The organism is Alkalilimnicola ehrlichii MLHE-1 (assembly GCF_000014785.1).
Lineage (GTDB): Bacteria > Pseudomonadota > Gammaproteobacteria > Nitrococcales > Halorhodospiraceae > Alkalilimnicola > Alkalilimnicola ehrlichii.
Genome location: NC_008340.1, coordinates 428676 through 441258, shown reverse-complemented (window position 1 = coordinate 441258; position 12583 = coordinate 428676). Strand labels below are relative to the sequence as shown.

13 protein-coding genes are annotated in these 12583 nt (G+C 59.4%); 2 read left to right on the top strand and 11 right to left on the bottom strand.

Features of this window, described 5'->3' with window-relative positions:
- Nucleotides 1-74 precede the first annotated feature (74 nt).
- Complete coding sequence (miaB, locus tag MLG_RS01980; protein WP_041717873.1) at nt 75-1421, bottom strand: tRNA (N6-isopentenyl adenosine(37)-C2)-methylthiotransferase MiaB; 1347 nt, start codon at nt 1419-1421, stop codon at nt 75-77.
- A gap of 217 nt (nt 1422-1638) precedes the next feature.
- Between miaB and MLG_RS01975 the strand changes: the two genes are divergently transcribed.
- Together MLG_RS01975 and MLG_RS01970 are read left to right on the top strand one after the other, a co-directional pair.
- On the top strand, nt 1639-1980 hold the full coding sequence (locus tag MLG_RS01975) for a hypothetical protein (protein ID WP_011628143.1): 342 nt from the start codon (nt 1639-1641) through the stop codon (nt 1978-1980).
- Nucleotides 1981-2209: 229 nt separating this feature from the next.
- A complete protein-coding gene (locus MLG_RS01970; RefSeq protein ID WP_011628142.1) occupies nt 2210-3118 on the top strand; it encodes a phytanoyl-CoA dioxygenase family protein in 909 nt (302 codons plus the stop codon).
- Between the two features lie 89 nt (nt 3119-3207).
- Here the strand turns inward: MLG_RS01970 and MLG_RS01965 are convergent, their stop codons facing one another.
- The 10 genes from MLG_RS01965 to MLG_RS15330 form a co-directional block, all read right to left on the bottom strand.
- Nucleotides 3208-5028 (bottom strand): ABCB family ABC transporter ATP-binding protein/permease, encoded by a 1821-nt coding sequence (locus tag MLG_RS01965; RefSeq protein WP_011628141.1) that lies wholly within the window; start codon nt 5026-5028, stop codon nt 3208-3210.
- 3 nt (nt 5029-5031) lie between these two features.
- Nucleotides 5032-5511, bottom strand: coding sequence for a phosphatidylglycerophosphatase A family protein (locus tag MLG_RS01960; RefSeq protein ID WP_011628140.1), 480 nt, complete (start codon nt 5509-5511; stop codon nt 5032-5034).
- 355 nt (nt 5512-5866) lie between these two features.
- A complete protein-coding gene (locus tag MLG_RS01955; RefSeq protein ID WP_011628139.1) occupies nt 5867-7555 on the bottom strand; it encodes an IS1634 family transposase in 1689 nt (562 codons plus the stop codon).
- A 32-nt stretch (nt 7556-7587) separates the two neighbouring features.
- Complete coding sequence (locus MLG_RS15050) at nt 7588-8097, bottom strand: DUF6998 domain-containing protein (RefSeq protein ID WP_011628138.1); 510 nt, start codon at nt 8095-8097, stop codon at nt 7588-7590.
- Between the two features lie 41 nt (nt 8098-8138).
- Nucleotides 8139-8732: a hypothetical protein gene (locus MLG_RS15340; protein ID WP_156774620.1), complete on the bottom strand. Its 594-nt coding sequence runs from the start codon at nt 8730-8732 to the stop codon at nt 8139-8141.
- 85 nt (nt 8733-8817) lie between these two features.
- Nucleotides 8818-9933 carry a DUF3800 domain-containing protein gene (locus tag MLG_RS01950; RefSeq protein WP_011628136.1) on the bottom strand — a complete coding sequence of 372 codons (1116 nt, stop codon included), beginning with the start codon at nt 9931-9933 and terminating at the stop codon, nt 8818-8820.
- A 92-nt stretch (nt 9934-10025) separates the two neighbouring features.
- Entirely contained in the window at nt 10026-10601 is a 576-nt protein-coding gene (locus MLG_RS15045; protein WP_011628135.1) for an SLATT domain-containing protein, read from the bottom strand.
- Nucleotides 10579-11460: an SMODS domain-containing nucleotidyltransferase gene (locus MLG_RS15040; protein WP_011628134.1), complete on the bottom strand. Its 882-nt coding sequence runs from the start codon at nt 11458-11460 to the stop codon at nt 10579-10581. Before MLG_RS15040 ends, MLG_RS15045 begins: the two co-directional genes overlap by 23 nt.
- Before the next feature lie 85 nt (nt 11461-11545).
- Nucleotides 11546-11956, bottom strand: a complete 411-nt coding sequence (locus tag MLG_RS15335) for a hypothetical protein (protein WP_156774619.1) — start codon at nt 11954-11956, stop codon at nt 11546-11548.
- Nucleotides 11957-12124: 168 nt separating this feature from the next.
- Nucleotides 12125-12400 carry a hypothetical protein gene (locus MLG_RS15330; protein WP_156774618.1) on the bottom strand — a complete coding sequence of 92 codons (276 nt, stop codon included), beginning with the start codon at nt 12398-12400 and terminating at the stop codon, nt 12125-12127.
- Between the last annotated feature and the right edge of the window lie 183 nt (nt 12401-12583).

The window sequence follows — 12583 nt, the reverse complement described above, 5'->3', positions numbered from 1 at the left end:
GCGCAACGGCCGGGTGTGTGGAACGGAGGCGAACGTGACGATACGGTGACGGCGCCATGGCCGGCCAGCGGGGCTCAGGCGGCGGCCATGTCGTCGTCCAGGCCCAGCAGCTCGCCGCGCAGGGAATTGGGCTTGGCCTCAGTGATGCGCACCTCGACGAAGTGCCCGATCAGCCGCGGATGGCCGGCGAAGTTCACCACCCGGTTGTTCTCGGTGCGCCCGGAGATCTCGTTGGGGTCCTTGCGCGAGCGGCCATCCACCAGCACCCGCTGCACCGTGCCCACCATGGACTCGCTGATGCGCCGGGCGTTGGCGTTGATGGTCTCCTGCAGCCGGTAGAGCCGTTCGCGCTTGACCTCCGCCGGCGTGCTGTCGGACAGGGAGGCCGCCGGGGTGCCGGGGCGCGGGCTGTAGAGGAAGCTGAAGGACTGATCGAAACCCACCGCCTCGATCAGCCGCAGGGTGTCCTCGAAATCGGCCTCGCTCTCACCGGGGTAGCCGACAATGAAGTCGGAGGCGATGCTGATCCCGGGACGCGCGGCCTTGATGCGCTCGATCTTGTCCAGGTACTCGGCGGCGGTGTGGCCGCGCTTCATCAGCTTGAGCACCAAATCGGAGCCGCTCTGCACCGGCAGGTGCAGGTGGCCGGCCAGTTTCGGCTCCTCGCGATAGGCCTCGATCAGGCTGTCGGAGAACTCCACCGGGTGCGAGGTGGTGAAACGGATCCGGCCGATACCGTCCAACGCCGCCACGTAGTGGATCAGCAGGGCCAGGTCGCAGACGGTGCCGTCGGCCATGGGGCCGCGGTAGGCATTAACGTTCTGCCCCAGCAGGGTCACCTCGCGCACGCCCTGCTCGGCCAGGCTGGCCACCTCGGCGATCACGTCCTCGAAGGGCCGGCTGATCTCCTCGCCGCGGGTGTAGGGCACCACGCAGAAGGAGCAGTACTTGCTGCAGCCCTCCATGATGGAGACAAAGGCCGTGGGGCCCTCGGCGCGGGGCTCGGGCAGGCGGTCGAACTTCTCGATCTCGGGGAAGGAGACGTCGACGACGGAACGGCCACCGTCCCGGGCGCGGTCGATCATCTCCGGCAGCCGGTGCAGGGTCTGCGGGCCGAAGACCACGTCCACGTGCGGCGCGCGCTGGACGATGGCCTCGCCCTCCTGACTGGCGACACAGCCGCCGACACCGATCACGGCACCGTTTCGGGTCTTGTAGTCCTTCCACCGGCCCAGCTCGGAAAAGACCTTCTCCTGCGCCTTCTCCCGCACCGAACAAGTGTTGAGCAGGATCACATCGGCATCGCCCGGACTGTCCACACGGGTATAGCCCCGTTCCTTGACCAGCACATCGGCCATCTTGTCGGAGTCGTACTCATTCATCTGGCAGCCGTGCGTCTTGACGTATACGCGACCAGTCATGGCATCACCGTGGTGTCGTTCGAGAGCGGGTCGGGCCCCGGAACCGGGAAAGCGGAAGTAACCCGGTAGCTTAACCGCCAGCGCCCGTTTCCACAAACCCAAGCCAAGCGCTAAGGTATCCTCCGGGGTGAGCCCGCCCCATCCGGCCCCGCCGGGACTTGCGGCCGACCGCCACCCCATCTAAAAACAGGGATGCGACCCCACCGGGAGGACCTGGATGAGCACCACCCTCGCCCCGCTCTCACAACGCCTGATCGCCCTGGGCAGCATGCGCTGGTTTCTGATGCTCTGCGCGCTGCTCTGCCTGGTGCTGCGCCCCGAACCCGGGACCGGTATCATCACCGAGGGCTGGGCGCTGGTGCCCACGCTCCTGGCGCCGGTGCTGGCACCGCTGGTAGTGGTGGTGATGCTGCTGGACGCGCTGATGGCCCGCGTCTTCATGACCGACACCGCCGGGCCGCAGCGCCAGCACTACCGCCTGGCCATCCTGGTCAATGTGGCCATCGCGGTGGTGGTCACGCTCTACTGGCTGCCCTATTACCTGGCCATCGGCCAATAGGGTTGAAAAATTCCAACCCTGCCATTACATCTATAGGTGGCTGCACCGAAGGGGGGCACTAGAGCGCCCGCCCCCCTCGGGTGTCCGGCCGGTCCCCCACCGGCCCCTGCGGCACGCGGTCGTCGTGCAGCCCCTTAAGACATTTGCCAACAGACATGCCTGCCACCCGGCAGGGTGCGGTCTGCGCATGTCTCCTTGACCTAGGGAACTGGAAGAGGAGGTAGGCCTTATGTTGATGCCAAACGATCTCTATCCCAGCCGCCAGGGGCGTGCGGAGGCCATTGGTGAACGCCAGGACCCCGTGGTGTTCGGCAATGCCTCTGCCCGCAGCGAGTACAGCCTGTCCGAGGACCAGGTCCGCAGCTACGAGCAGAACGGCTTCATCGCGCTGCCCGGGCTGATGAAGGACGTGGTCGAGCCGATGCTGGAGGAGGTGCGCCGCCTGGGCCGCGAGATGGGCCACCGCAAGGAGGTGGTCACCGAGCCGGACTCCGACGAGGTCCGCTCCATCTTCGCCGCCCAGAACTTCAGCCCCATGGTGGACCGCATCTCCCGCGACCGCCGGCTGCTGGACGTGGCCCGTCAGTTACTCGACAGCGAGGTCTATGTCCACCAGTCGCGGGTGAACGTGAAGCCGCCGATCAAGGGCAAGTCCTTCCAGTGGCACTCGGACTTCGAGACCTGGCACGTGGAGGACGGCATGCCCCGCTGCCGGGTGCTGACCGGCTGGGTCATGCTGACCGACAACACGCCCTACAACGGCCCGCTGTTCGTCATCCCCGGTTCGCACCGTTGGTACGTGGCGGTGGCCGGCGAGACCCCGGAAAACAACTACGAGCAGTCGCTCAAGAAGCAGGTGGCCGGCGTGCCGAGCCTGGAGAGCATCGAGTGGCTGACCAAACGCTGCGGCGAGATCCAGGGGGTCTATGGCGAGCCCGGCACCGTGGTCTTCCACGAGGGCAACATCATGCACGCCTCGCCGGACAACATCTCGCCCAACCCGCGCACCAATCTGATGTTCGTTTACAACAGCGTGGAGAACACCCCGCATCGTCCCTTCAGCGGGCAGGAGCCGCGGCCGGCGCACTTGGCCAACCGCGACTTCACCCCGCTGGCGCCGGTGGACCCGCCGCGGTAAGAGAGCGTGGCGCGCCCCGAGCGCGCCCGGCCAAGGCGCTGCGCCCCGGGTCGTCAACGGCCCGGGGCTTTTTCATGGCGCCGAGGCGGTCACCGTGCGGCCACCGTCTCCTGGTTCGTGGCCAGCCGTTGCTGTCGGTCCTGGTAGTGCCACAGGCGCGCATACGGCCCATCCCGGGCCAGCAGCTCGTCGTGGCTGCCCCGCTCCACCACCCGGCCGGCCTCCAGCACCAGGATGGTGTCGGCATCGCGGATGGTGGAGAGCCGGTGGGCGATGGCCAGCGTGGTGCGGTCCTCGGCCACCTCCTGCAACGTGGCGAGGATGGCCTGCTCCGAGGCGGAATCCAGCGACGAGGTGGCCTCGTCCAGCACCAACAGCGGCGGGTTCTTGAGCAGCACCCGGGCGATGGCGATGCGCTGCTTCTCACCGCCGGAGACCTTCAACCCGCGCTCGCCCACCACCGTCTCCAGCCCGTTGGGCAGTTGCTCGATGAAGTGGTCCAGGTGGGCCCGGCGCACGGCATCAAGAATCTGCGCCTCCGTGGCCTCGGGATTACCGTAGGCGATGTTGTAGCGGATGGTGTCGTTGAACAGCACGGTGTCCTGCGGCACCACGCCGATGGCCGCGCGCAGGCTCTCCTGGGTGACATCGCGGATGTCCTGGCCGTTCACCCGGATGCGGCCGCTGTCCACATCGTAAAAGCGGAAGAGCAGCCGGGCAATGGTGGACTTGCCCGCACCGCTCGGGCCCACCAGCGCCACCTTGTGCCCCCGCGGCACGGTGAAGCTCACCCCGTGCAGGATGGGCCGTTCCGGCTGGTAGCCGAAGTGCACATCCTCGAAGGCCACCTCGCCCCCGTTGCCCCGCAGCGGCACCGCATCCAGGCGGTCCGCCACCTGCGGCGGCTGGTACAGCAGCCCGAACATCCGCTCGATGTTGATCAGCGACTCGCGCATCTCGCGGTAGACAAAGCCCAGGTTGTTGAGCGGGATGAACAACTGCAGCAGGAAGGCGTTGATCATGGTGAGATCGCCCAGACTCATCCCGCCGTGCATCACCTGCCAGGCCGCCATGCCCATCATGCCGGTCATGGCCAGGGCGATGATGGCCGCCTGCCCGGTGTTGAGCGCGGCCAGCGACAGGCGGTTCTTCACCCGGGCGTTCTCCCAGGCATCCAGGTCGCGGTCGTAGCGCTCGGCCTCGTAGCGCTCGGCGCCGAAGTACTTCACCGTCTCGTAGTTGAGCAGGCTGTCCACCGAGCGGGTGTTGGAGCGGTTGTCCATCTCGTTGGCCTCGCGCACGAAGCGGATGCGCCACTCGGTCACGTACAGCGAGAAGATCACGTAGAACACCACCGCCACCGCGATGGTGAGCACAAAGTGCACCTGGAAGGCGACCATCAAAATGCCCGCCACCAGCAGCACCTCCAGCCCCGTGGGCACGATGTTGAACAGCGCCGAGCGCAGCACGAAGCTCATCCCCCGGGTGCCGCGCTCGATGTCGCGGGCCAGCGCGCCGGTGCGCCGGGCCAGGTGAAAGCCCAGGTCCAGCCGGTGCAGGTGCTGGAAGACCTGCAGCGAGGCCCGGCGCATGGCCCGCTCCGCCACCCGGGCGAAGATGGCGTCACGCAGCTCCTGAAAGGCGGTGGAGGCGAAGCGCAGCAGGCCGTAGGCCAGCACCAGGAAGAAGGGCAGCAGGAAGACCACCTCCGCCCCGCGGGCCTCGTCCAGGTAGTCCACCAGGAACTTCAGCCCCACCGGCACCCCCACCGTGGCCAGCTTGGCCAGCACCAGAAAGGCCAGGGCGGCGATCGCCCGCCCGCGGAACTCCGCCAGGTAGGGCAGCACGCTGGCGACGATCGCCCAGTTAGGCCGCGCGCCGCTGTAGGCGTTACCACTGCTCCCGCGCATGCCCTACCCCACCAGCCAGACCAGCGCGTGCAGCACCACCAGGGCGAACACCCCGGCCAGGATGTCATCGACCATGATGCCCAGCCCGCCGTGCACGTGGCGGTCCAGCCAGCGGATGGGCCAGGGCTTGAGGATGTCGAAGAACCGGAACAGCACGAACCCGGCCACCACCCAGACCAGCCCCAGCGGCACCGCGATCATAGTGATCAGGTAACCGGCGATCTCGTCCCAGACAATGGCCGGGTGATCGTGTACGCCCACGTCGTGGGCGGCGATATCGCAGATCCAGACCCCCGCCACGCAGACCGCCACCACCGCCAGCAGATAGGCCCACAGGGGCAGCGGCGCCAACAGCAGGTAGACCGGGATGGCCGCCACCGTGCCGAAGGTGCCGGGGGCCTTGGGCGCCAGGCCGGAGCCGAAGCCCAGAGCGAGGAAGTGCCAGGGGTTGCGGAGTTGGAAGCGGTCGGTCGGTGCGGTCACTGAGGTTGGGCTCCCGGGTGGTTGTGGTTGGGCACTGGAACGGGCGCGGCAAAGCCAGGGCGCCCCGTGGATTGCGGGTTAGTGTAACGTCGGGTGGGTTGTTTTCCCCAACGTGCCGGGGCTTGCGTGGTCGGCAGACGCCGGTGCCCGTTCAAGCCAGCGGCTCGGGACCGGCAGCGGAAAAGCCGGTCGGCGTGCGCGCATTGTTCGGGACCAGCATCGGGAGGCGTTGCCCTTCCGGAACCTGCTGCATGACCGCCTTGAGGCGCTTCAGCGAGACCTCCCAAGTTCCACAGTTAACGCCGTAACTATCTGATCCTGTTAGGCCCGGAATTCGAAAAATGCCACAACACGGTCAACGAGGGGCCTTCGGAACCTCCACGCCGGCGGCTTCGAAAAGGTCCAGCTGTTCCTGGTTGGGTCGGGTAAGCCCTTCGTAGGCGCGGCTACCCACACGCACCGTGTGCCGCTGGATTTGCCGCAGGCTCCGTAGCAGCTTTTCCGGTGAGCAGGCGCTGCCGGCGGCCTTGAGGCGCCCGCGCAAGACCCGGTAGAGCACCAGCGCGAGGAAGCAAATCAACGCGTGCGCCCGAATGCGCTCCGGCAGCCGGTGGTAGACCGGCGCGATTTCAATCTCGCTCTTGAGTACCCGGAATCCACGCTCGATATCGGCCAGGGAGCGGTAACGCTCTACCACGGCTTCCGCCCCCATGTCGGTGAGGCTGGTAACCAGCAGTAGCTTGCCGTCCAGACGTTCGGCAGCCGCCCAGGCGGGCTCATCGATGGTGTAGCTGAATTGCGGCGAGCCGAGATCGGCCTTGATGATCGCGCTCATGCGCCTCTCCAGCACGGCCTTGTGGAAGCGCTGGTAGGCACTACGGTCTGTGGAACGCCGCCCACGACCGGGCTGGCCAGCATCCTGATTATCGAGTCGCTCGGCGAGTTGGGCACCAAGGGCGTCAAGCTCTTCGATGGTCTGCCGACGCTGCGCGCTCTGCTCGGCGGCCCGTTCGGCATTGTGGGCCACCACCAGGCGTCGGCCCTGCCAGGTGGTTTCGGTCACCACGTCCTGACTAGGCTCGGTGACGGCGGTTTCCAGTTGCGTATGCAGAGACTCCATCACCTCGGTGAAGTCCCCGTAACGCCGGGCGGGTACAGCCAGAATGTAGTCGACCGCCAGCCCCTGCTCGACGCCCAGTGCCTCCAGAGTGTCGATGTTATCGAAGCTGAGCAGGCCGCGGTCGGCGACCGCCACCACGCGGGCGAGCGCGAAACGCTCCAGCAGACGTTCAATCATTGGGGCCAGGGTGCGCGTCTCGGCGACATTCCCCTCGAAGACCTCGTGGGCGATCGGCAGGCCTTCGGCAGTCTGGACCACCCCCAGCGCAAATTGGCGGCCAATACCGGCGGTGTCCTTGCTGAGGCCATGCTGACGGATATCGTCTTCCATCGCATGGGTGCCGTGGATGCGTACCGTGGTGAGATCGTAAAAGATGACGCTGAGATCCTGGTCAAGCAGCGGCCGCAACTGGCCGGCTACCGCACGCTCCACGGCCTCCTTGTGGTCCTCCAACGCATCCATGGCACGCAGGAGTTGCTCGTGGTGCACGGTCGAGGCATCGAGCCCGGGCATGCTGGTGCTCTCGCGCAACCACTCCAGCGTGCCGCGTTTGCTGCTCGGCTCAGCGAGGCGGTTGAAAACCATGGCTCGGATGAGTGCCTCGGCATCGAACTGTCGTCGGGAGGAGCGCAGAGCCCGTTTCAAGGCCCCATCCAGGCCTAACTCCTGCCAGAGCTGATGGAGGGTCCACACATCGCCAAAGGCGCGGGCGGTCTCGAACTGAGGCGCTTCAGGCAATGATTCAGGACGCCCCACCGCCCGTTGGAGTCCCTTGATGAGCGGCTCTAGGTCGGCTGCCTCAAGCTGATCAAGGCGACCCAGGCTGGCTACCACACGCTGTTTAACCTTGCCGTTGGCGTCTCGGTAGCCCTCGACCAACTGCAAATAGCGGCGCGGGCCGGACTTTGTGATGCGCGTGTACATGGCATGACATTATGCCACCCAGAGACCTGCAATCAATAGCCAGTATAGGATTCGCGTGACACAACAGCGGCTTGGCTGGTTCTGGCCGCGCAGATCAATCGCTTCAAGCACTTACGTCCCACAACCCCTTGGGTTTTCGATCTGAAGTGTGGAACTTGGGAGACCTGGTACTGGCCATTACTCGGCCGTGGCTTACGCTCCAGCTCTTTCCAGACGGGTCTGCCGGGGCCATTGTAGACCTCCGAGAACCCGCCCCGCTTATTCAGTTTGAGAACCAGCAGGTGCTCCGGGCCGCTCCGAAGCGCAACGCGTTGGCCTTGGGTTGCCTTGATTTCGACCTTCAGCTCGCCTTTTATGGCATCCACGCCCGGGGAAGAGGCTGTCAGCAGTTCCAAGCCGTAGTGGTGTGCCGCCAGACACTCGCCAAGGCTCCCAACCAGATGACCATCGGGGGTGAAGTGCCTGCCGGGGAACATTGCCTCCAGCTCGCCCACGACGCGGTAAAGTTCTTCTATCAGTTGTGGAAGGCGTTTCTGATCCACCTAGCCCCCTGTGTTGCCCAACGCCAAGCTCAGCGGCGAGTTTACGAATCCGCTGGAGCTACTTGTTGGGCGATCTTCGTAATACACCCGCTCAGCTTATGCTGCCGCGCCTTCAAAAGGCTAAATGTATTCAGAACATCGTTCTCAAAGTGGTCTGGCCAGTTGGTAGATGAAGTCCACGGATACTCACCTCCCTCCTTTTCCCACCGAGCATATCTAAGCCTCCATGAACTTTCGTGCTCAATAAAATCGGAATAGGACTGTGGTATGCCATCATCTTCTATAAGGTGCGCATTCAACTCCAACAAGTCACGAATTCTCTTATTTCTTGGCAAGAACTCGTATTCAACCCAGAACCTCCAAATTTCTTGCTCGTCTTCTGGTATCTCACTGGCTCCATCGAAGACAATATCCCGCCCAAGGACCGCCAAAAGGTCAGACCAAGTTCGTCTACCTTCAAGTATTACAAATGCCAACGGACCGTAAAGCTTTTCCAGTTGCTCTTTTGTGAAATTCAAATTTTCTTGAACTTCGACACGTATTGCTTCTCTGCGTGAGTTCAATATGTGGTTTATTAACCAACCGAGGGCCGTGATTGATCCGGCTATAAGTGCGACAGCGATATTAATGTCCATGCTCTTCTAAGCCCAACGCCTGCGTAATGGGCTGGTTTGGAGCGCTAGCGGAAAACCAGTCCCGTTAACGCATTGGTTATAGGTGTCAGATTTTGAATAAGGTTGTGACATCAATTCCGTCTACCTCGTCCTCACCAAGCTGAAGATCTAGCGCGTGAATAACCCTGCCAGCCATCTCATCTTTGTAGTTTTTATCACCGGTGTGGTTAAGCCTTCGGTTAATCGCGCCTGCGATGAGATCGGCAAGCTGCACCATAGGGCTTTTTCGAGAAGAAACCGATTCCAGCGTGCCCATCGCCATCTCATCACCAAACCTGTCTTCAAAATGAGAATTAACCCTACGTTTCACCTCAGCGAGAGTAATTGCATCTAAAGACTGCTCTTCGTCCAAAGTAACGTTGATAGTCTGAGGCGGGCTAATGCGATGATGTTCGACCTCGTGCTCTACGCCATTTATGAGCATATGCTCGTGCAGCTTCTCGACAACAGCTTCAATCTTTCGCTTTGTGCGACTGCGCTCTACTGCTATAGCCTTAAAGCTTAAAAATTCACGATTCGCCTGAATTATGTTCAGATATTCAGCGAGCGTGTCACTGTCTCTTTTGCCAAACTTTGTGAAGTGGATTTCTCTGTTGGCCCATAGGGATGAGCTTTGCCAGTCTAAGATGCTCTTGCTTATTGTATAAACCGCTCTTCCGGTAAGAACCCAGACTGAGGCCACAACGACATAGTTTTGGTTCTTACCTGTTTCGTCGGCAAAGACAGTGACAACCTTCCGAGGGCTGGCGTCTTTCAGAACCTCATCCTGCATTTCCTCTTCACGCTTCTTGCGGAATTTTTTTACGGGTGAGTCAGAGGTGAATAGGCCATATTCATTCTGAATTTTCGCTCTCGCGCGCACTATGTAGTGCAACCTTTCCAATTTAAAAAGGTCCTTGGGGAGAATGCCCGATTCGTTATAAATATCAGGCTGAAAAGTTTCCCAGTATTTTATTGATAGAGTAATGTCGCTGTTGCGAGCCTGCGGGTACAAATTCAGGATATAGGCGACTTTCGTCTTCAGCGTGGAGAAATCGCCTCCGGCCAACGATGCCAAAAGCTCCTTCTTTTCTTTTTCTAGCTTCGCCAGCTTTTCTTCCCGCTCAGCCTGTTCTTCCTCGCTGAGCAGATCGATTTCTTCTTCGTTCTCTTCTTCCCTCATGCCTACATCCCTATTTGACTACGATGACCTATAACGCTTGACTTTGCGGCGTGCTGGAGCGAAGCGTAGGCACGTCCGCCAACAGCCACTTGTTAGCACTTTTTCAGACTCTTTGGCAAAAATGCGTCAATTTCCTCATCGGAAAAAGTCATATCTTCAAGGTTCTTCAGGGCTTCTTGTGCTTTTTTATATGCTTTAAAATTAGTGCTGGGCGCACCTGAATAAAGAGCATGCAACTCGGTTAATAAGTCATCTCTCTTTTCTCGCAATTCATCTTCACTGCTTGAATTGGAACGCAAGTCGGTCAGAAGGGAGAGATACTGCTCGCGAATCAGCCAGAGGTCAGCAGCAGCTTGACGATGCTTCTGCGCCAATTGACCGAGGTCGTAATCTTTTGTGTACCCATTCAGAACAAGTAATGCAACCGACACTAAGCCGCCAGCAATCGCCCCAACTTCCCCAGTTCCAAAAATTATCGAAACGAAACCGGCTGTACTAAGCGCAGACAATATAATTTGTGCAATCTTTATACTTGAAAGCCGACTCAGAAGAATATCGGCGCATTTCTCATGTGTTTTATGCGAATAAACGACCCGGCCATAGCACTCCCGAATCTGCTCTTCGAGGTATGCCAGTCCTTTATTGCTAGTTTGGGAATTTGGTTCCAAAAATTTCTCTCCAGCTCTGTTTGGCTGACCATTCACGTTTAGGGTCTGCTGACTCGTGCTTACATGCCTCTATTGCGATATTGCAACAACGTCTTGCTTTCCATTGGAACAAATCTTTGCCATAAACGTACTGACCACTACCGGGGGCTTTCCAGTATTCCTTTGTTTTATCCTGATTTGCCATAAAATTAAAAAAGTCGCGACACATCCAATCATAGTACACAAATGATTTATCTCTATACTCCCAATTTTCAATAAACTGGTAGGCCAACGTGTCTATCAGCAAGCCTCCTATCGGAACATCCCATTTTCTTTTCCAAATACGCATCATCCTACAAAGCCAAATCAGGTTTTTGTTACACTGGTTGTTCCTCGTCCTGATTGCTTCAATTTCTGGTTTTGGATTGGTGGTACGCCAACGGCCGCCATTATTTGCATCAGGATAGGTGAAGCTATCATCTTTATTAACAAATGCAGGAACAACCTCGTAAGTGAGACCATCATCAAATGGAACCAGAATTACTTGACCGTCACCACGAATCTTGGTGGTGGCATAGGTTCGTTCTATGGAGCGCTTTACTTCCTGGAGCAATGCAGACTGGCCGTTTCCATTATAATTGTTGTATCGTTCGTAGACGCTATATGGCAAACGAAACAACATATCAAGGTCACTAAAGCCCCCCACGGCGGTGTTTCTACCATAGGATCCGACATAAAGACTGTGCGAAGTGTCAGAAACTGTATCCCAAAAATCAGTATTCAGTCTTCTTGTAATAGCTTTATATCGTCTTGATATTGAGTCCTTATTACTGACCTTGATATTCCCACAGAATGTGCTGAACCAATCTCCTACGGCCATCTTTGCTCCTTCTTGCTAACGCCAGTGGTAACGGGCACCAACGGAGCGCAGCGTAGTTGGCGTCCCGTTGACCACCTTGTTAGCACTAGATTTTGTCGACCTCAGCAATGGCCTTCTCGACCTTGCCATCAATTTGTTTGAGAACTATTGGGGTTGAATAGCCCAGGACCAATGCTAGCAACCAAACTCTGCCAACTGCACTGCTTGTTGGCTGTATAGCCCCAAGGAAAAGTAGAGCCAAGCCCAAACCAATTCCTGCCCCGGCCAGTAACATCCCAACTACCCAGTAGCTTCGTTGTCTTTTATTTTCGGAGGTTTGTTTTGGTTTTCTATCTTCTTCGTCTGGACTAAGGGTTTCATATACCGGGGGTTTCACTAGATCTAACTCAGAAGTCCACCCCCTAACCAAACTGGCCGCTCCGGCGATAACCGGACAAGTCCAAAGTAACGCAACGTCCTGGCAAGTCATATTGAAGGTTTCTACGAGGCCAGACACTTACACTCTCCCTGAAAATCTGAGTATTGCTAACGTTTGAGCTAAGCGGCGGCTTTGGAGCGCAGCGGAAAAGCCGTCCGGCGGAGGCCCGCCAGGGCCGTAGCGAACTTGAGCGACTTGTTAGGCGATCCGAAGCTGCTAAGGATCGGCGGAAACACCAAGCTCACTCTACTGGTGTTCTTTGTAGAACCTGACAGGCGGCAAAGAGTCCGAACCCTCGGGCAGTATCTCCGAAGCCAAGTCGATGCACCACCCCCTCTCAGAACCCCAATTTCTCAGAGAGACATCATCAATCATTGGATGTTCAAAGGTGCGAGGATGCGGATTCGAGGAAGGGAAAGCCTTAGCGATCTGACCATAAGGAATCACCAAATCGGTCTTGTCGGTTGCCTTAAGCTCCGCTTCGAGCGCATCTCTCCATTGGCTGGACTCACAATCACTCATTGTTGAAACTCCTTACTTCATTCGCCTAACAGGTAGTAGACGGAATGTTTCCGGTTTTAAACACGGACGGAGGCCACCTTTCCACGCACGGACCTAGCGTGCCACAGACCGCTGTGTGCCGGTAATTTCTCCATCCACCCAGCAAGTTGGCTTTGCGCAGCAGGCTTCCCCAAGCGGCCGGAC